Source organism: Pseudomonas huaxiensis (genome assembly GCF_003231275.1).
Lineage (GTDB): Bacteria > Pseudomonadota > Gammaproteobacteria > Pseudomonadales > Pseudomonadaceae > Aquipseudomonas > Aquipseudomonas huaxiensis.
Genome location: NZ_QKVL01000030.1, coordinates 12,154 through 30,582 on the forward strand (window position 1 = coordinate 12,154; position 18,429 = coordinate 30,582).

Below are 18,429 nucleotides of genomic sequence, written 5' to 3' on the forward strand. Positions count from 1 at the left end.
ATCAGAGCTTGAGGCTGGCGCGTACCACTACGCCGACCAGCTCGCAGTCGTCGCTGCAGAGCATCATCGGGTAAGTCGGATTCAGCGGCTTGAGAAAGCGTTGCCCGCCTTCCTGCACCAGTTGGCGGAAGATCGCATGCGGACTGTCCGGCAGATGGGCGATCACCAGCTTGCCCACCTGCACCTCGACGCCGCTGTCCACCAGGATCAGCATGCCCGCCGCGATGCTCATGCCCGACGGCGCCGTCATCGCGTCGCCTTCGACTTGCAGCCAGTAGGCCTCGCCCAACGCCCTGTATTCGGTGACTTCACCGCTGTCGGTCGCCGCATCGTCCCCTTCCAATGACCCCAGCCGCTGCCAATCCGACAGCGGATAGCGGTATGTCGCGGGCAAGTCATAGGAGGCCGCTTCTTCAGCGAGGTAGGTGGCGCCCATTTCCATTTCGAGTTCGAGCGCTACCAACATCTTGTTCATGCGTTCGAGAGAGATGCGCCGCTTGCCACGTAACCAGTGGCCAACGGCACCCTGGGTGACCCCGAGGCGCTCGGCGAGCTGTTCTTGCGTGAGGTTCAGTACACGCATTCTGGTCTTGACCAGATCAATCCATTTTTCCATCGCAGGCACGATACGGACTGTCTCTGGCCGCTCAATACACAAATTGTAGTATTTAAAATCCTGATAAAAATACAATGAGTACTATATTGCGATTTACCACCCTACTCTCAAGGAAAGATCACCCCATGAGTGCGCCCTCTCTCACCTATCTGGACAGCGAGGCAGCGCGCCGCGCCCTCGATTTCTACCTGAATCCCGAGCCGCAGCCCGCGACAGAACTGAATGACATGCAACTGGTGGTAGCCCGCCATGACCTGTCACCAGAAGCGGCCAGTGAACAGGCGACCTGGCTACTGCGCTGCGCCTCGACCAGCGCTTCGGACGCCGCCCCGCGCCTGCAAGGCAAGGCCCGGGAACAAATGCTCACGGTGATGCACCTGGTCAATCTCGCGCGCACGATGCTGGAACACAGCCTGAGTCAGGCCGCTAGGAATGAGGAGTGCGAGGCGCAAGCGCCATGCTGAGAGAAGGAGAAAACAACGGGAAAGGCCCGTAAAGCCTGGGGGATGCAAACGGGGAGAAAGAATTTCGCAGGATTACAGAAAATTCATTTGACTTGAAAATGAGAACGATTATTATTGCTCACAACTGGTCGCGAGACCGGTTGGATAAACTGAAAGCCCTTAGGTCGGACTCTCAGATTATCTCCTCATCAGGCTAATCACGGTTTTTGACCCGGCTTTTTGCCGGGTCTTTTTTTTGGCTCTTCAGGCTAATGAAGGCGGTGTGTTACTGAATGTGGCGATGATATCAAAGGAATGTCTCAGGATGTAACCCCGAAGCCGCGCTTTGCGGAATTTAGCACTTGAGAATCAATCTCGTTACGATTAAGCTCGTACCCGCGTCAAGGACGATGCCCCCATCCCCGCCTCCTCCGTTTTTCCAGCAAGGAGCTTGAATATGACCCGTCTGTTGCTGCCTCTGGACCATCACGCCGAGTGTGCCGATCCCGCGGAACTGGCGTTGCTGCACTGCCTGAAAAAGCTGCCACGCCGGGTACAGCAGGTGTTCTTGCTGAACCGCCTCGATCAACTTTCCTACGCTGATATTGCCCGTCGCCTGGACCTCTCCGACACCAGCGTCGAACGGCACATGAACCAGGTCCTGCAATGCACCCTGCCCGCGCCTTGCGCCATCGCCCGCAGCGCAGGCCAGTGGTACGTGCGTTTGCAGAGCCCGCAGGTCACCGCCAGCGAGCGCATCGACTTCCGCCGCTGGCTTGACGCCGCGCCGGAGCACCTGGCCGCCTTCCATGCCACCGAACTGCGCTGGCGCACCCTGCTCGCCCCTGCCCGTCTGCTGGGCGAAAACCAGTGGTACCGGCAAGGTCGCGCAGCGTTTTCCCTCGGCGGTTGCACCGTGGCCATGAGTCTGGGACTGGCCGCACTGCTGGCGTTGGGTTTCTGGTCCTGATCCGGGTTGTGTAGAGTAATGGGCCTCCATGACTCTACACAGGAACCTGGCAATGACTGCACTGAGCATCGACTGCGACTTCGATTCCGGCAATATCCTGGTACGGGATGCCAGCAATCCCTTGCAGGTCCGCCTGGCGATCCGTAACGACACCAGCAGCGCGCATTTCCAGTGGTTCCACTTCAAGGCCAGCGGCCTGACGCCAGGACAGTCCCACACGTTCGTCCTGGAGAACGCTGGCGAGTCCTCCTACAACAAAGCCTGGGACGGCTATCAGGCCGTCGCTTCGTATGACCAGCAGAACTGGTTCCGCGTCCCGTCACACTTCGACGGCAAGGCCCTGCACTTCAGCCTGCAGGCGAGCGAACCCCAGGCCTGGTTCGCCTACTTCGAGCCCTACTCCCGCGCCCGGCATAACCAATTGATCGAACGCGCCACCCGCCTGGCCAACGTCACGCTGCTGGCCACCGGCCGCAGCGTCGAAGGCCGTGACATTCCATTGCTGCGGGCCGGTGACGGCGCCGCCGGCAAGCGCAAGGTGTGGATCATCGCGCAGCAGCATCCGGGCGAACACATGGCCGAATGGTTCATGGAGGGCGTCATCGAGCGTCTGGAGCGTAACGACGCCACGCTGCAAGCCCTGCTGGCCGCCGCCGACCTCTACCTGATCCCGAACATGAACCCCGATGGCGCCTTCCACGGCCACTTGCGCACCAACGCCAAGGGCCGTGACCTCAACCGTGCCTGGCAGGACGCCAGCATCGAGCAGACCCCGGAAGTGCTGTTCGCCCAGCAGCAAATGAAGCTGCTGGGTGTCGACCTGTTCCTTGATGTGCACGGTGACGAAGAAATTCCCCACGTCTTCACCGCTGCCTGCGAAGGCAATCCCGGCTACACCCCGCGCATCGCCGCGCTGGAGTCGCGTTTCCGCCAAACCTTGTGTGGGCTGACCCGCGACTTCCAGGACGTCCACGGCTACCCGCGCAGCGCCCCCGGCGAGGCCAACCTGACCCTGGCCTGCAACGCCGTTGGCCAGGCCCATGATTGCCTGTCGCTGACCCTGGAGATGCCGTTCAAGGACCACGACGACGCACCGGATGCGCTGACCGGCTGGTCGGGCAAGCGCTCACGCGAGCTGGCAAGCTCGGTGCTGGACTGCATCGGGGAACTGGTTGGCGAGTTGCGCTGATTCAGCCCCCCGACGACCGACTCCCGGGTTCTCTGGCCAACCACGGAGCCTGAACTGGACAAGGGCTGCCCTCGCAACCTGGCAACCCTTACCTCACGCCCTGCGCGATGCTGTAGTGAAAGGTGTTTTTCACGTCGGGCACTTCCACCGCCCGGCCATCGACCAGCCGGGGCTGATACTTGAACGTCCTCGCCGCCTGCAGCGACGGCTGGGCGAACCACGGGTGGCAACCCTCCAGCACGCGCGGATCGCGAACCCGGCCCTGGGTGTCGACGGTGTAGCTGACCGTGCAATCGCCCTGCACGCCTTTGTCCAGCGCCCGCTGCGGGTAGTCCGGGGCCTGTTTGCTGATGGGCAGGTACTGTGAACTGGTAGCCGCGGCGCGGGCGCGTTCGTCAGCGGCACGCCGTTCTGCGGCCAGGCGCTGGGTCTCTCGCGCCTCGGCGGCTTCTCGCGCCGCTTGCTCCTGTTGCACTCGCGCCTGTTCCTCACGTTGCCGGGTTTCGTCACGACGACGTTGCTGCTCGGCGGCGCGTTCCTGGCGGCGCACTTCGGCGTCGCGCTGCTGCTCGCGTTTGAAGGCCAGTTCGGCCGCACTGGGCGGCACCGGCGCTGGCGGCGTCAGCACTTGCGGCGGCGGAGGCGGCTCGATCGCGGCGACGGGCTCGGCCACGGCCACTGCTGGCGTCACCGGCTCAACCGGCGCGGACGGCGGCAGGCTGACCAGTTGGGTGGTGATCACCGCAACCACTGGCGTCGGCAAGCGCGGCGTGTAGTCATGCCCCAGCAAGACCACTGCCAGCGCCGCATGCAGGGCAACGGCAATGCCCGCGGCGCCGACATGGCCGCGCCAGCGCGGCAGGTTGAAAGACGGCGCGCTGACCGGCAGCGCAAGGCTCAGGCTGCTCATGCTCAAGGCTCCTCGGTGATCAGCCCGAGGCTGGTCACACCCCCGCGCTGCAATTCGGCAATGCCCGCCACCACCCGGCCATAGTCGGCGCCATGGTCGGCGCGCACATAAACCTGAGTATCGCCGCGCACGGCGATGATCTGGCCGACCTTGTCGCGCATTTCCTCAAGGCTCACGGCGCTGTCGCTCTGGCCCTCGATCTTCAGGTCGGGGCCAATGTTCCAGTAGAAGCTGCCGTCGTTTTTCACCGAAAGGGTCAGCACTTGCCGCTCGCTGTCGGCCGGCAGCGCCTGGGCGGCGACCTTGGGCAGGTCGAGCTTGACGCCCTGCACCAGCATCGGCGCGGTGACCATGAAAATCACCAGCAGAACCAGCATCACGTCGATATAGGGCACTACGTTCATTTCCGCCTTGGCGGCGTGTTTGCGCTGGGGTTTGACCAACATGGGTACGCTCCTTTCAGGCCACCGCGGCGATGTTCGCAGTGCAGTGCAGGCGTTTGTGCAAGCGCGCCTGCAATTCGTTGGCAAAGCTGTACTGACGCGCGCTGAGGGTCTGGCCGCGTGCGCTGAAGCGGTTGTAGGCCATCACCGCCGGAATCGCCGCGAACAGGCCGATGGCGGTAGCGATCAGTGCCTCGGCAATGCCTGGCGCCACGGTGTTGAGGGTCGCCTGCTGCACCTGGGACAGGCCGAGAAAGGCATTCATGATTCCCCACACAGTACCGAACAGGCCGATATAAGGGCTCACCGAGCCGACCGTGGCGAGAAACGCCAGGCCTTTGTCGAGGCGCTCGTCCTGCTCGGCAAGCGCCACGTACAGGCTGCGTTCAACCCCTTCGAGCACGCTGTCGCTGGCGATCTGCGGCTGGCGCTGCAATTGCGAGAAGGCCTGGTAGCCATCGACGAAGATCCGCTGCAAAGGCGTTTCCTCTTCGCCATCGCTGCCCTTGGTCTGGCTTTCGCGGTACAGCAGGGCCAGGTCGCCGCTGGCGCGGAAACGCTGGAGAAACGCGTCGGACTGCCGCTCGCTGCGGCGCAGGCTGAGCCCGCGCTGGACGATCAGGTACCAGCTCAGCAACGAGGCCAGCACCAGGCACAGCATCACGGCCTGCACCACCAGGCTGGCGTCGCTGACCAGGCCCCAGATGCTCATGTGTTCGGTTGCAACTTGCATGTCTTGCTCCTTGGCCCCGCGTCGGCAGGGCGATCACTCGATTTGATGTCCGGCGCGTTACCGGCTGATGACAGTCGCTCAGTCGAGCTTCAGGGCCTCGGCGACCTGGCTCCAGCCGATGTACTTGAAGTTCTGCCGCCCCTCGGGCATGCGCTTGCGTCCGTCCTGCACCACCAGCAGGCCCTGGCTCCAGGCGCCGCCGAGGTTGGCCGAGGTCAGATCAAGGCCGTCGGTCTGTGAAGCGCCATCGATGCCGAGACCGGCATTGAGGCCAATGCTGAAAGCCCCGCGCAGGCGGTACGGCGGACTGGCTTCGAGCACCACATAGCGGTCGTTGCCCTGGCTGGAAATCACCAGGTAGTCACGCTGCTTGCCCTGATAGAAGCCCAGGCCTTCGATATCGGCCTTGATCGGGCCGCCAACGCCAATCACTTTCTCCAGCGTGGCGGGCGCGTCGGCGCGGGCGTCCAGGGCCCAGACTGCCTTGTCTTCTTCGCCGATAAACAGGCGCTGACCACGGTCGTCGGCGACACAGCCTTCCGGTTGCGAAGCCGTGGCAAAACGGCGCACCAGTTCGCCGCGCAGCTCGCCCGCCGGGGCGCTCAGGCGGTACTGGAGGAAGCTGCCGTCCTTGTCGTTGGCGATGGCGTACAGAGCGCCGCCGCTGTCCTTGAACATGCACAGGCCGTAGATTTCCTTGAGCGGCGTGGCGACCTCGCCGAGCACGCTGACCTCGCCGGTCTTCGGCGCGATGGCGAAGACGTGCAGGCTGTTGTTGTCGCGATTGCTGGCCACCGCCAGATCGACCTCGCGGTCCCCCAGATGGAAGCCGTTACGCACATCGACGTTGTTTACCCGACCGATACGCAGGTCCTGCAATTGCCGGCCTTGCAGGTCATAGACCAGCAGCCCGCCCTTCTTGTCGGTGCCCAGCACCCGGCTGCGCGCCGGATCGGCGGCGTTGACCCAGATCGCCGGATCGTCGGCGGCGTCGCCAAAGCTCGGTACCGGCTCGGTCTGCACCTGCGCCGGCAATACCGGGATGGCCGGCGCGGACGTAACAGCCGGCAGGGTCCAGTCAAGGCGCGCACGGCGTTGGCCTTCGTCATCGACGATCAGCAGTTCCAGGCCCTTGGCGTCAGGACGCACGCTCAGTTGCTCGGGGTCTTTCAGTTCCGCCAGCGGCAGCACCGCGTCGGCCTGCCAGGTGATGCCAGTCTGGCGGTACAGGTGCAGGGTCGCGCTCACCGGGTCCAGCGCCAGCAGGCCGCCCGGCACCAGGGCCATGCCGGCGCTGCGTTTGCCGATCCCGCCGAAAGGCGCGCGCAGGTCTACCGGACGGCGCTGCAACGGCGCTTCGGCGGCGGCGCCATAGCGCCACAGGCCGAGGTTTTCTTCGTTGACGTAGAGGCTGTCGCTGGCGTCGTCGCTCTGGCAGTACTCGCTCAGCGGCGGCAGGCTCAGGCCACGCACGCGCTGCGCGGCCACCAGCGGCTGGTCATCACTCGCCACCAGCCACTGCTCGCCGACGCCCTCGGCACCGAGGAGGAAGACGAAGCTGTTGCGCGCGCTGTCGCGGTACAGACACAGCCCCTCGATGGCGAAATCGCGCTTGGGCAGGTACAGCGGCGTGCTCCAGCCCTTGTCGCGTTGAAGCCGGACCAGCAACGCCTGCTGGCGTTTGCTGTCGAAGCTGGCGACCAGCAGGCCGTTGTCGACCAGACGCTGATCAAGTCCCTTGAAGCGGCCTTCCAGTTGGCTCAGCACCTGGCCGTCGGCCTTGAGCAATTGCAGGCCGTGCTTGCCGGCCACAAGGCGGTCGGCACCGGGCCAGAACCCATCGTTGGCCAGCAGCCGGGCATTTTCCGGACTGCCGGGCAGGCGCTCGCCGAAGGTCAGCGCGGGTTGCGCCGAGGCCTGAGCCACGGCCATGGCGAGCACCAGGCCACTCAGCAGGGTGTAGGGTCGTGCGTTGAACATGTGCGGTTCTCATGGGCAGCCCGCGCCTTCGCCCGCCAGGGCAAGGGCGCGGGCGAAGCGGTCAGAAGTGGGTCAGGGTCAGGCCGAGCTTGTAGGTCGGGCCGTACTCTTCGTACTGGGAGTTGAACGAGCGGCGTCCGGTGTAGGTGTAGTAGGACTCGTCGGTGATGTTCTGCGCTTCGAAGGTCAGTTGCAGGTCCGGGGTGATGAAGTAGCCGGCCTTGAAGTCGACGAACAATTGGTCATCGGCATACAGGTCGTGGGCCTTGTCATCCGCAGCAGCCACTTCGGCCAGGAAGCTGGATTTGTAGTTGGCCGCGAGGCGCAGGCTGAGTTTTTCGTCTTCCCAGCCGAGGGTCAGGTTGCCGACGGTGTTGGACTGGTTCGGCAGGTCGATGCGCCGGGTCAGGCCCTGGCCCTCAATCTCGGCGCGGGACTTGCTCAGGGTCAGGTTGCTGCCCAGCAGCAGGCCGTTCCACGGCGCTGGCAGCCAGTCGAACTTCTGCGAGTAGGCCAGCTCAAGGCCGTAGAGTTTTGCGCTCTGGCCGTTGGCGAAGGTCTTGGCTTCGTCGAAGTCGACCCATTCGCCGCTGCCGGCAAGGTCGGTGCTGTAGACGAAGTTGTCGATGTCTTTGTAGAACACATACGCCGAGAGCACGCCGGCGCGGCCCAGGTAATGCTCGATGCCGAGGTCGAGGTTCATCGACTCCAGCGGCTTGAGGTCCGGGTTGCCGAAGCTCGCCTCGCCTTCGCTGTCATCGATCATGAAGCCCGGCGCCAACTGGCCGAAGGTCGGGCGCACCACACTGTGGGTCCAGGCCGCGCGCAACTGGGTCTGCGGGGTGAACTGGTAGCGGGCGTGCAGGCCCGGCAGCCAGTGGTCGTAGCGCTTGCGGCTTTGCGTCGGGCTGTATTCGCCGTCGCGCAGGCCGGTGCCCTTGGCCTCGAACTCGGTGCCTTCGTAGCGAACCCCGGCAATGAAGCGCCAGGCGTCCACATCGAGGGTGTTCATCAGGTAGGCGGCGTTGATGTCTTCGCTCATCTGGAAATCGTTGATGCGCGATTCCTCTTCGTCGTAGAAGGCGTTGCGGTCGAGGCCACCGATCAAGCCCTTGATCGCGCCCGCGCTGATGCCGTTGCCGAAGTTGCCGAGGGCGTAATCGACCTTGCCGCTCTGGAAGCCGTCGAGGCTGAGGTCGTCGAAGTCGTCGTAGACCCAGACGTCGGTGTCGCTGCGTTTGTCGCGGCGGCTGGCCTTGGCGCCGAACTTGACCTGGGCGCTGTTGCCGCTCAGTTCGTAGTCGCGGGCGAGGTCCAGGCGGATGTTCTTTTCCTCGTCGCTGGAGTTGGCCTTTTCCCACTCCACCTTGTCCAGGGTGAACGCCTGCGGGTCGTAGAACGCCGAACCGGTGCTCAGGCGCGGTTTGCGCGTGCCGTCGAAGCCGACGTCGGCGAAGTCGCCCTCGAACTTGGCGTTGGCAATGCCGCCCGGATCGTTCTCGCTGGACTTGCTGTAGCCGACCTGGCCGCTGAGGGTCCAGGCGTCGATCAGGCGTTCGCCGCCGAACACGTAGGACTGGATTTCCTGGGTGTCTTCGCGGGATTTCAGCGAACGCCAGCCTTCGCCATCGCCGCGCTCGCCGGACAGTTGCGGGTCTTCGAACTCAATGCCGGCGGCGTTGCGCGTCTCGGTGTCCTTGAAGCGGCTGTAGAGGGTGCGCAGGTAATAGCTGGAGAAATCGTCCGGGCGGTAATCGAAGTTGAGCCCGGCACCGGTGCGCTCGCGGCGGATGCGGTAGTCACGCTGCTCGGCTTCTTCCAGGCGCGGTTGGCCGTCTTCGAAATCCCAGGCGCCGCCGGTTTCGACGTTGTCCGAGCCGAAATCGCGCTGCTGCCAACTGAAGGCTGCAGCCACGCCGAAGTTATCGACGCCGTCGCCAAGGCTGAATTTGTTGCTGAAGGCGCCGGAGAATTTCGGGCTGTCCTGGCTGGTGTTCTTGTCGTGGCTGGCTTCGCCGCTGAGGGTGTAGAACAGCCCCGGATGGTCGTAGGCCGAGAGGCTTTCCACTTCGATGGTGCCGCCGAGCGAGTTGGCGTCCATGTCCGGGGTCAGGGTCTTGACCACCGACAGCGACTGCACCAGCTCGGTGGGCAGGACGTCCAGCGCCACGGCGCGGCGATCGCCTTCCGGAGCCGGCAGCAAGGTGCCGTTGATGGTCACGCTGTTGAGGTCGGGCCCGATGCCCCGCACGCTGACGAAGCGGCCTTCGCCCTGGTCGCGCTCCACTGACAGGCCGGGAATGCGCTGCAAGGCTTCGGCGGCGTTGTCGTCGGGCAACTGGCCGACGGCGTCGGCGTGGACCACGCTGCGCACGGTGTCGGAGGCTTTTTGCTCCTTGAGCGCCTGGTCCATGCTGGCGGCCTGACCGACCACGTTGACGTGCTCGACCTTGTCGTCGGCGAAGGCCGGCAGGCTGGCGCCGATGGCCAGGCTCAACAGGCTGATCTTGAATCGCCGACGGTTGTCTGCGGGCTTGACGGTAACCACGATAACGCTCCCCCTGAAGTCCATCCGCCACGTCGGGGCGGAAACTGCAGGGCACGCTAGGGGTGGTGTGTGGCAGATCTGTGACAGGGATTTTTGTGCGGGCTGAATCGGATCGTTTTCACCGGGTTTTCAAGGAAATCTGGGCTGAAATGACCTCCTTTGGCTTTGGGGCCTCATCGCTGGCAAGCCAGCTCCCACAGGGTCCGGGCGTGCACAAGACCCTGTGGGAGCTGGCTTGCCAGCGATGAGGCCCTCAAAAAACCAACAGAATTTTCACATTTGCCACCACCCAAATAGACCCCCTCCCCTGTAACCCAACCGTCATTCGCCTTTGTTTCCTTGGCCGCCACTACCCATCAATCAAGGATCTTTCATGTCCCGCTTGAGCCTGCTGGCCCTCGCCCTCGCCGCCTGCCTCGGCCACGCCGTTGCCGAGCCGTTGCCCCACTCCCCCGGCGCGCCCTACGCCGCCAGCGGCCTGGCCGATCGCATCGTGCTGACCCCGGGCGCCAACCCGGCGCGGGAAATGGCCGTGACCTTCCGCACCAACACCCGCCAGGACGCCAGCCAACTGCAACTGGCCCCGGCCCTGGACGGTCCGCAACTGGAGAAACGCGCGCGCCTGCTGGAAGGCAGCAGCCAGGCGCTGGACACCGAGAACGGCGCGGCGCTCTATCACCAGATTCGCCTGAGCGACCTGCAACCGGACAGCGCCTACGTCTACCGGGTCAAGGGCGCCGAGGGCTGGAGCGAGTGGCTGCAGTTCCGCACCGCGGCCGAAGGCTTCAAGCCGTTCCGCTTCATCTACCTCGGCGACACCCAGAACGACATCCTCTCCATCGCCTCGCGCAGCATCCGTCAGGCCCTGCACGCCACTGCCAGCCCGGCGCTGGTGGTGCATGCCGGCGACCTCACCTCCCAGCGTGACGACCTGGTGCATGACGACGAATGGGGCGAATGGAACCAGGCCGGCGGCTTCCACTACGCCGGCGTGCCGCAAGTGGTCGCCGCCGGTAACCACGAATACCTCGACAGCCTCAACCCCGACGGCAGCGAAAGCCGCACCCTCGGTCCGCACTGGGCAAAACAGTTCGCCGTGCCGGACAACGGCGTCAGCGGGCTGAAGAGCACCACCTACGTCACCGACTACCAGGGTGTGCGCTTTATCGTCCTCGACGGCACCGCCGCCCTCGACCTGAACACCCTCGACCAGCAGAGCCAGTGGCTGGAACAACGCCTCAAGGAAAGCAAGGCGCGCTGGAAGGTGGTGGTGACCCATCAGCCGATCTTCACCTGCGCCCGGCCGCAAGATACCGAACCGCTGAAAGCCGCATGGAAACCCCTGTTCGAACGCTATTCGGTGGACTTGGTGCTGCAAGGTCACGACCACTGCTACAGCCGCCTGAGCAACGAAAACGGTCGCGCTGCGGCAAAACAGGCGCAGGCCGCCGGCAAGGTGCAGGGACCGGTGTACATGGTCTCGGTGGCCGGCTCGAAGATGTACGGCGTCAACGACCGCGCGCGTAAACAGCCGGACCGCAGCGCCGAGGAAACCCAGCTCTACCAGACCGTCGAAGTCGGCGCCTCGCGCCTGGAAGTGCGCAGCTTCACCGCCAGCGGGCGGCTGTATGACGCCTTCGACCTGACCCGCGACAAGCAGGGCCGCAACCGCCTGAGCGAGCCGGCCAAACAACTGCCAGCGGAGCGCTTCTGCAACGGCGCACAAGGCCCGGACCAATTGCCGTGCAAGTCGCGGGACAAGAGTCTGTAACAGCGTTGTGATATCGGTCGGGCACGCTGGGCGGGCCCGGCCCGGAGACGTTCATGAAATCACTGCTGAAACTGCACACCCTCACCTTCGTCGGCCTCGCCGTCGCGGCCAACCTCGGCCTGCAGCTTTACCTGGCCTTCGGCGAGGTAAAACCGTGGGAGCAGATCAACTGGATGGACGTGATCGGCGAAGGCGGCTCGGGGCTGATCTGGCTGATCTGGCTGGTGATGCTGATGCGCAGCCGCCCCGCCGGGCGGGTCACCCGCATGCTCGCCGTGGGCATGGCTTGCGTATGTTTTTCCTGGTGGATGGACGTGCTCGACGAATTCATCCGCCTGGCGCCCGGCGCGGTCTGGGACAACTGGCTGGAAACCGCGCCGATGCCCGTGGGCCTGGTGCTGGTGACCTTCGGCATCTATCACCTGCACCAGGAACAACAGGCGATCAACGCGCAGATGCGCAAGCGCGAGGGGCTGTTTCGCGAGCACCTGCTGTTCGACAAACTCACCCCGCTGGGCGGCGCCCAATATCTGCGCCAGCACGTGCAAAGGGCACTGGAACAGGCCAGCCACGAGCAACAACCGTTGTCGCTGGTGGTGCTGGATATCGACGATTTCAGCGCAGTGAATCTGCTCCACGGCGAGGCAGAGGGTGATCACCTGCTGCAAGTGCTGGCGCAACTGCTGCTGCTCAACCTGCGCCAGCAGGACGTGCTGTGCCGCCTGGCTGGCGACCGTTTCGTGGTGGTCATGCCCAACACCGGTGAAACCCAGGCGCGCTGGCTGGCCGATGAGCTGCAACAGGCGGTGGCAAGCCTGGCGCACAAGACCCGCCGCCACGGCGAGCGCCTGCACCTGCGCGCCAGCGTGGCGGTGGCGATGGCCTATGAGGACGACGTCGAAAGCCTGCTCAAACGGGTCAACCTGGGCATTGCCAAAGCCAAGCGGCAGACGCCGCGCAAGGGGGCGGCATGACCGGCTACGAGCGTGACCAGCGCTTTATCATCGGGCACTTCCAGCCTGCGGCGCTGATCGACCTGGCGCTATCCCGGGGCATCGACAGCCACCGCCTGCTGCGCGGTTGCGAAGTGTTCTACGAGGACATCAGCCAGGGCCGGGCGAAGTTCAGCCAGGAGCAATTCCTGACCCTGATCGACAACGCCCGGCGCCTGCTGGATGCCGACGACAGCGCCTTCCTGTTCGGCCAGCGCCTGCTTCCCGGGCATTACGGCGAAGCCAGCCAGACCTTGTTGCACGCCGGCAACCTGTACCAGGCGCTGGAAAACCTCTGCGAATTCCACAGCCTGCTCAGTCCGTTGCTGACGCCACGGCTATTGCTGGAAGAACACTACCTGCACCTGTACTGGCAGGACGGTTGCGGTGCCGGCAACCAAGGGCAGTTTCTCGGCGAAGCCTGCCTGAGCGCGGTGCTGGCGATGAGTCGGCGGCTGACCGGCGAGCACCTGCCGTGGCGCATCCAGTGCGCCTGGAGCGAACCGCGACATATCGAGCAGTACTGGGTGTACCTGGGGGAAGAGGTGCGTTTCGATGCGCAACTGACGTTGCTGTCACTGCCGCGCGAATACCTGCATCGGCCACTGCCCGACGTCGCCACCACCCCGGGGTTGGTGGCGCGTCAAGCCTGCCTGGAACAACTGGCTGCGCTGGAGGGCGGCGCGAGCTTTCTCGACCGCCTGTACGATCACCTGCACAGCCACATTCATGAACCGATCAACCTTGATCGCGTAGCGGCTGCGTTTGGCATGAGCCCGACCACTCTGAAGCGCAAACTGCACAAGCACGGCACCCACTTCCAGCAGCAACTGGACCTGGTGCGCCGGCATGTGGCGCTGTACCTGTACCAGATGAAGGGCTACACCAACGAAGAGGTGTGCAACTACCTGAGGTTCAGCGACACCACCAATTTCCGCCGCTCGTTCAAGCGCTGGACGGGATTGACGCCGAGTGGGTTGGCGCGGTGGTTTGGGTAGCCGAGGTGTCTTATCGCGAGCAAGCTCGCTCCTACAGTTCCATTTAAAGACCCATGGCACCGAAAAACTGTAGGCGCGAGCTTGCTCGCGATGCCCCTTACCCCTCAATCACCAGTCATACGTCATCTGCACCGAAGCCACCCGCTCCTGCCCGTAGTAGCAGCCGAACGCGTAGTTGCAGTCCGACACATACTCCCGGTCAAACAGGTTCTGCACGTTCAAGCTGGCCTGCAAACCGCGCAGGCTCGGGTCGAAGCGGCTCAGGTCGTAGCGCACGGTGGCGTCGTATACCACATAGGCCGGGACGTCGAAGGAGTTCGCCGAATCGCCCGGCTTGCGCCCGGTGTAGCGCGCACCCGCACCCACGGTCAGGCCGTCGACGCCGACGCCGGTGAAGTGGTAATCCGCCCACAGGCTCGCCGATACCGGTGCCTGGGACTCGTTGCGGTTGCCTTGATCACCGTAGGTGCTCTTGGTGTAGAACGAGTCGATGTAGGTCGCCGCCGCCAGCAGGTCGATATTCTCGATGCTGGATTTCACTTCCAGCTCTACCCCGCGTGAACGCACCTCGCCACTCTGCGCCTGGTACTGCGGGTACTCGGTGTCGCCGGTGAGCACGTTCTTCTGCTTGACCTGGAACACCGACGCGGTGATCAGGGTCTTCTCCAGCGGCTGGTATTTCAGCCCTACTTCGTACTGCTCGCCCTCAGTCGGTTCGAAGGCTTTGCCACCACGCTCTGGCGCGGCGGTGCCGATGGTCGGCAGGAAGGATTGCGAGTAGCTGACATAAGGCGCCAGGCCGAACTCGGTGACGTAGGTCAGGCCGACACGCCCGGTGAATTTGTTGTCACGCTGCGAGGCGATGGAGTGGGCCAGCAGGTCCTTGTTGTCGATCTCGGCCCAGTCCTGGCGACCGCCCACAGTCAGGATCCACTGGTCGAGGCGGATCTGGTCCTGGAAGTACAGGCCAGTCTGGCGCACGGTGTTGTCCCATTTGGTGTCGAGCACCGGAGTGACGCTGGAGCTGTCGAAGTTGTTCTTGCCGTAGAGGTTCACCGGCAACACGTTGTAGGCGTTGTAGCCATCGTACTCACGGGTGAAGTGACGGTAGTCGACGCCGGTCAGGGTCGTGTGCTGCAAGGCACCGGTGGCGAATTTGTACTCCAGGTTGTTATCGACCGTGTAGGCGATGTTGTGCTGGCGCCAGTCGAGCTTGACCCGGTTGGCCTGGGTGTAGTCGGTCACGTTGTTGGCGTCAGTGACGAAACTGCGCAGGTAGAAGCCCTTGTAGCGGTCGCGCACGTCGGTATAGCGGGCGGTGGAACGAAAGCTCAGGTCGTCGCTGAAGGCGTGGCTGAAGTCATAGCCGGCGATGTACTGGTTGCGCTTGTAGTCGTTGTAGTGCGAGTCGCCAGAGAAGAAATTGCGGTCGATGCGCTCGCCATTCGGGCCGCGATCAAGGGAGCCGATACGCGGCAGCGACTGGTAGTCGGTCAGGCCGTCATCGCGCTGGATCTGCGCCAGCAGCGTCAGCGAGGTGCTGTCATTCGGCGTCCAGGTCAGACTCGGCGCCAGCAGCAGGCGTTCACTGTGAGTGTGGTCAACCTGATCGTTGCCTTTGCTGCTGACCCCGATCAGCCGATAGCTGAAGGCGCCCTGCTCGTCCAGCGGACCGCTGCTGTCGAAGGCACCGTTGACCCGGTTGTAGCTGCCAGCACCGAGCTTGATCTGATTGCGCGCTTCGCGGGTCGGGCGCTTGGACACCAGGTTGATCAGGCCACCCGGCTGGTTCTGGCCGAACAGCACCGAGGATGGGCCCTTGAGCACTTCAATGCGCTCCAGGGTGTACGGATCGATCTGCGGCGCGCCACCCAGGCTGCCGGCATACGGCACATAGGCGCCGTCGAAGTACAGTGGGGTCGGCGCGAAGCCACGGCTGGTGATTTCATCAGCAATCGAGTTGCGGTCAGTGAAGCCGCCGGTGCTCAGGCCCGGGGTGTAGCGCAGGGCCTGGGTCAGGTTGCGTGCGCCCTGGTTCTGCACCTGCTCGGCGGTGACCACGTTGATCGCCTGGGGGATTTCCAGGATCGGCGTGTCGGTCTTGGTGGCGGTGGCGCTACGGGTGGCGACATAGCCGTCCACCGGGCCCCAGGCCGATTCGACCGCGGTACTGTTGATACTGGTGCTGTCCAGTTGCAGGGAACCGTCGCTGACCGCTGGCAACAGTGAGTAGCTGCCGTTGGCCTGACGCACCACTTGCAGGCGACTGCCCGCCAGCAACTGGCGCAGACCGGCGTCGACGCCGTAGCGACCGCGCAGGCCCGGCGATTTCAGCCCGCGGGCGTGGGCCGGGTCGAAGGACACGGTGACGCCAGCGGTGGCGGCAAATTGAGTCAGCGCGGCGTCCAGCTGCCCGGCCGGAATATCGAAGGCGGCTTCGGCGCGGCTTTCAGCCATGGCCGGCGCAGCGCCCACCAGCATCACGGCTGGCGTCGCCAATGCGGCGCCCAGCAGCGCGCCATGAATGGCTCGGCTCAGCGCGGAAGTTTTCGGTACAGCGGACATGCGGTCAGTGGAACGGGACATGCGGTTTCCTTTCGCCCTGTGGCAGTGATGAACGGCGTCTCTGTGGCGCCTCTACCTACAAGTCGAAGCTGGATGAGAATCGATAACCCCTGATCGCAATTTTTTTGAAAGAAAATTCAGGCCGCCTCGACCCGGGTCCAGAACCGGCTGAAACGGCGGATACGCACCGGCAAGGTGGTAGTCAGGTTATCAAGGACGATATCGGTATCCGCCAGGTGGAAGGCCCCGGAAATACGCAAGTCGCCAATCGCCTCGGTGCAACCCAGATGCCCCGGTCGATAGCGCTGCAACTCGGTGATGAAGTCGCCCAACCGCCAGTCGTTGGCAACCAGCATGCCGCGGGTCCAGGCGTCGGCCTGGGACGGAGCCGGTTGCAGATCCCCTATTTGCGCGGCGCTGAAGCTGAGTTGCTGACCCGCCTCCACCCGCACCGCGACCTGCGCATCGGCGCAACGCACTTCCACCGCGTGCTCCAGCACACAGACCCGCGTGCGCTCACCCTCGCGGCGGACAATGAACCGCGTGCCCAACGCCCGCACGCTGCCCTGCGCGGTGTGTACGATGAACGGCCGCGACAGCGCATCGCGCGCGGTCTCGACCAGAATTTCGCCGTCCAGCAGGTTCACCTGACGGACCTGCGCGCTGTAGCGGATATCCACTGCGCTGGCGGTGTTGAGCTGCAACTGGCTGCCGTCGTCCAGACGCAGCGAACGACGTTCGCCGGTGCCGGTGCGCTGGTCGGCCAGCAACGTCTGCATCGGCGTGCTGCGCCAGGCCAGGCTACCCGCGCCGCCCGCGACCAGCAGAATCGACAGGACCTTGAGCACCTCACGGCGCCTGGCCCTGGCGCCCGCCAGCGTGGTCCGGGCCAGTTGCGGCGAAACCTGCTCGAACTTGCCTTGCAGACGCCCCAGCCGTTCCCACGCCTGCTGATGCAGCGGGTCGCTGAGCAGCCAGTGCTGGTGCGCGGCACGGGTCGCCGCGTCCGGCTCGCAACGCAATTCCACATACCAGTGGGCGGCAGCTTCGAGGATGTTGCGCTCCAGCACGGCGGCCATGGCCTACTCCTCCACCAGCAGCAGGCAATGGGTCAGGGCGCGCACCGCGTGTTTCTTCACCGTGGTCACCGAGAGGTCCTGGCGGCGGGCGATCTCGACGTAGCTCAGGCCGTCGAGCTGGGCCATCAGGAATATTTCGCGGGTGCGGGCACCGAGACCGTCGAGCAGACGGTCGATGTCCATCAGCGTCTCGATGATCTGCAGGCGGGTTTCCGGCGAGATATCCACCGGCTCCGGGCGCGCCGCCAGGGCATCGAGGTACGCCTGCTCCAGCGCACGACGACGGAACATGTCGATCATCAGGCTGCGCGCCACCGTGCTCAGGTACGCCCGCGGCTCGCGCAGGTCGGCGGCCTTGCGCAAGGTGAGCACACGCATGAAGGTGTCCTGGGCCAGGTCCGCCGCGTGGTCGACACAGCCCAGCCGGTTGCGCAGCCAGCCGCAGAGCCAAGAATGATGATCCTCGTACAGCGAGTGCACGGCTTTTTGCAGCGAGAGGTCGACGGAAGACATGGCAGGAAACCAGGCGGTAACAAGTGGTAATGAATCTCATTTAACAGGAATGATATTACCCTTGGCAACCCTGGTGTCATTCCTCGCTTGCGCCGACCGGTCAGCCTCACCCGACGCGCTACCCCAGTTTTTTTAAGGCCTGAGAGCACATATTTACTAATTTATCCCGCGCCCGGTGTAAGCGAGCGCCGGGTTTGGCACCGTGGCGCACAGGGTTTGGCACCGACGCCACTCAATGAACACTGTGTGGCCTGCCGTCTAGCCACCAGAAACCCAGGCGGGCGCTCGCGGCCTACCAGCCTCATCAGGAAATTGATCAGACTGAGGCCAGTCCCGCAGCGAACGCATATACCCAAGCAACTCCCTGAACTGGTCCTCAGTCAGGGTCGCGCTGTCTCCCGAGTCATGCTGATCACGATGTCGATCACGTAGCCAGGTAACAGCGATGAGTGCGCCATCTCGCCAGCTCCGTTCGCGTGCGGCAGCTTGATCCTCAGTCAATTGCGCTGAGTCATCCGCCACCGGGAGGCCATCAGGACCAGGAACAATCCGCTTGCCTTCGGACATCGATTTTATAAGTTCTGCGTGCCGCTTCAGGCTGATTTCCACAGCGTCGACCGGAATATCGGTATGAACCTTAGTCAAATAAAAGCCACGCGCGCTTGGGCTGTAGAGCATG

General features: G+C 64.1%; 16 protein-coding genes. 6 read left to right on the top strand and 10 right to left on the bottom strand.

Annotation, left to right across the window (positions count from 1 at the left end):
• Position 1: 1 nt before the first annotated feature.
• Entirely contained in the window at positions 2-616 is a 615-nt protein-coding gene (locus DM374_RS24065; RefSeq protein ID WP_110972119.1) for a LexA family protein, read from the bottom strand.
• A gap of 125 nt (positions 617-741) precedes the next feature.
• Between DM374_RS24065 and DM374_RS24070 the strand changes: the two genes are divergently transcribed.
• From DM374_RS24070 to DM374_RS24080, 3 genes are all read left to right on the top strand, one after another.
• On the top strand, positions 742-1,080 hold the full coding sequence (locus DM374_RS24070; protein ID WP_110972120.1) for a DUF6124 family protein: 339 nt from the start codon (positions 742-744) through the stop codon (positions 1,078-1,080).
• Between the two features lie 436 nt (positions 1,081-1,516).
• Positions 1,517-2,029 carry a sigma factor-like helix-turn-helix DNA-binding protein gene (locus DM374_RS24075; RefSeq protein WP_110972121.1) on the top strand — a complete coding sequence of 171 codons (513 nt, stop codon included), beginning with the start codon at positions 1,517-1,519 and terminating at the stop codon, positions 2,027-2,029.
• A gap of 52 nt (positions 2,030-2,081) precedes the next feature.
• Positions 2,082-3,218 (top strand): M14 family metallopeptidase, encoded by a 1,137-nt coding sequence (locus DM374_RS24080; RefSeq protein ID WP_177431599.1) that lies wholly within the window; start codon positions 2,082-2,084, stop codon positions 3,216-3,218.
• 88 nt (positions 3,219-3,306) lie between these two features.
• On the opposite strand, the gene DM374_RS24085 is transcribed toward DM374_RS24080, so the two are convergent.
• The 5 genes from DM374_RS24085 to DM374_RS24105 all read right to left on the bottom strand — a co-directional run bounded on the left by DM374_RS24085 (position 3,307) and on the right by DM374_RS24105 (position 9,832).
• Positions 3,307-4,128: an energy transducer TonB gene (locus tag DM374_RS24085; protein ID WP_110972123.1), complete on the bottom strand. Its 822-nt coding sequence runs from the start codon at positions 4,126-4,128 to the stop codon at positions 3,307-3,309.
• A gap of 2 nt (positions 4,129-4,130) precedes the next feature.
• Positions 4,131-4,574 (bottom strand): protein TolR, encoded by a 444-nt coding sequence (gene tolR / locus DM374_RS24090; RefSeq protein WP_110972124.1) that lies wholly within the window; start codon positions 4,572-4,574, stop codon positions 4,131-4,133.
• A gap of 13 nt (positions 4,575-4,587) precedes the next feature.
• Entirely contained in the window at positions 4,588-5,304 is a 717-nt protein-coding gene (gene tolQ / locus DM374_RS24095; RefSeq protein ID WP_110972125.1) for a protein TolQ, read from the bottom strand.
• Positions 5,305-5,382: 78 nt separating this feature from the next.
• Positions 5,383-7,284: a phytase gene (locus DM374_RS24100; RefSeq protein ID WP_110972126.1), complete on the bottom strand. Its 1,902-nt coding sequence runs from the start codon at positions 7,282-7,284 to the stop codon at positions 5,383-5,385.
• A gap of 61 nt (positions 7,285-7,345) precedes the next feature.
• Entirely contained in the window at positions 7,346-9,832 is a 2,487-nt protein-coding gene (locus tag DM374_RS24105) for a TonB-dependent receptor (protein ID WP_225422574.1), read from the bottom strand.
• A gap of 373 nt (positions 9,833-10,205) precedes the next feature.
• Here DM374_RS24105 and DM374_RS24110 point away from each other — a divergent pair, with 373 nt between their 5' ends.
• Genes DM374_RS24110 through DM374_RS24120 form a run of 3 tightly spaced genes read left to right on the top strand, consistent with a single transcriptional unit; the run spans position 10,206 to position 13,593 of the window.
• Complete coding sequence (locus DM374_RS24110; RefSeq protein WP_110972128.1) at positions 10,206-11,603, top strand: purple acid phosphatase family protein; 1,398 nt, start codon at positions 10,206-10,208, stop codon at positions 11,601-11,603.
• Positions 11,604-11,656: 53 nt separating this feature from the next.
• Positions 11,657-12,577 (top strand): GGDEF domain-containing protein, encoded by a 921-nt coding sequence (locus DM374_RS24115; RefSeq protein ID WP_110972129.1) that lies wholly within the window; start codon positions 11,657-11,659, stop codon positions 12,575-12,577.
• Positions 12,574-13,593: an AraC family transcriptional regulator gene (locus tag DM374_RS24120; RefSeq protein WP_110972130.1), complete on the top strand. Its 1,020-nt coding sequence runs from the start codon at positions 12,574-12,576 to the stop codon at positions 13,591-13,593. Before DM374_RS24115 ends, DM374_RS24120 begins: the two co-directional genes overlap by 4 nt.
• Before the next feature lie 108 nt (positions 13,594-13,701).
• On the opposite strand, the gene DM374_RS24125 is transcribed toward DM374_RS24120, so the two are convergent.
• The 4 genes from DM374_RS24125 to DM374_RS24140 all read right to left on the bottom strand — a co-directional run bounded on the left by DM374_RS24125 (position 13,702) and on the right by DM374_RS24140 (position 18,428).
• On the bottom strand, positions 13,702-16,179 hold the full coding sequence (locus DM374_RS24125; protein ID WP_225422575.1) for a TonB-dependent siderophore receptor: 2,478 nt from the start codon (positions 16,177-16,179) through the stop codon (positions 13,702-13,704).
• Between the two features lie 116 nt (positions 16,180-16,295).
• Positions 16,296-17,237, bottom strand: a complete 942-nt coding sequence (locus DM374_RS24130; RefSeq protein WP_110972131.1) for a FecR domain-containing protein — start codon at positions 17,235-17,237, stop codon at positions 16,296-16,298.
• A 3-nt stretch (positions 17,238-17,240) separates the two neighbouring features.
• Complete coding sequence (locus tag DM374_RS24135; protein WP_095155341.1) at positions 17,241-17,750, bottom strand: sigma-70 family RNA polymerase sigma factor; 510 nt, start codon at positions 17,748-17,750, stop codon at positions 17,241-17,243.
• A gap of 258 nt (positions 17,751-18,008) precedes the next feature.
• On the bottom strand, positions 18,009-18,428 hold the full coding sequence (locus tag DM374_RS24140; protein WP_110972132.1) for a tail fiber assembly protein: 420 nt from the start codon (positions 18,426-18,428) through the stop codon (positions 18,009-18,011).
• Position 18,429: the final 1 nt, after the last annotated feature.

Coding starts and splice junctions, on each gene's coding strand:
- DM374_RS24075 (WP_110972121.1), top strand. CDS start 1,517: ATGACCCGTCTGTTGCTGCCTCTGGACCATCACGCCGAGTGTGCCGAT.
- DM374_RS24125 (WP_225422575.1), bottom strand. CDS start 16,179: ATGTCCCGTTCCACTGACCGCATGTCCGCTGTACCGAAAACTTCCGCG.
- DM374_RS24110 (WP_110972128.1), top strand. CDS start 10,206: ATGTCCCGCTTGAGCCTGCTGGCCCTCGCCCTCGCCGCCTGCCTCGGC.
- DM374_RS24135 (WP_095155341.1), bottom strand. CDS start 17,750: ATGTCTTCCGTCGACCTCTCGCTGCAAAAAGCCGTGCACTCGCTGTAC.
- DM374_RS24085 (WP_110972123.1), bottom strand. CDS start 4,128: ATGAGCAGCCTGAGCCTTGCGCTGCCGGTCAGCGCGCCGTCTTTCAAC.
- DM374_RS24130 (WP_110972131.1), bottom strand. CDS start 17,237: ATGGCCGCCGTGCTGGAGCGCAACATCCTCGAAGCTGCCGCCCACTGG.
- DM374_RS24115 (WP_110972129.1), top strand. CDS start 11,657: ATGAAATCACTGCTGAAACTGCACACCCTCACCTTCGTCGGCCTCGCC.
- DM374_RS24065 (WP_110972119.1), bottom strand. CDS start 616: ATGGAAAAATGGATTGATCTGGTCAAGACCAGAATGCGTGTACTGAAC.
- DM374_RS24080 (WP_177431599.1), top strand. CDS start 2,082: ATGACTGCACTGAGCATCGACTGCGACTTCGATTCCGGCAATATCCTG.
- DM374_RS24100 (WP_110972126.1), bottom strand. CDS start 7,284: ATGTTCAACGCACGACCCTACACCCTGCTGAGTGGCCTGGTGCTCGCC.
- tolR (WP_110972124.1), bottom strand. CDS start 4,574: ATGTTGGTCAAACCCCAGCGCAAACACGCCGCCAAGGCGGAAATGAAC.
- tolQ (WP_110972125.1), bottom strand. CDS start 5,304: ATGCAAGTTGCAACCGAACACATGAGCATCTGGGGCCTGGTCAGCGAC.
- DM374_RS24140 (WP_110972132.1), bottom strand. CDS start 18,428: ATGCTCTACAGCCCAAGCGCGCGTGGCTTTTATTTGACTAAGGTTCAT.
- DM374_RS24120 (WP_110972130.1), top strand. CDS start 12,574: ATGACCGGCTACGAGCGTGACCAGCGCTTTATCATCGGGCACTTCCAG.
- DM374_RS24070 (WP_110972120.1), top strand. CDS start 742: ATGAGTGCGCCCTCTCTCACCTATCTGGACAGCGAGGCAGCGCGCCGC.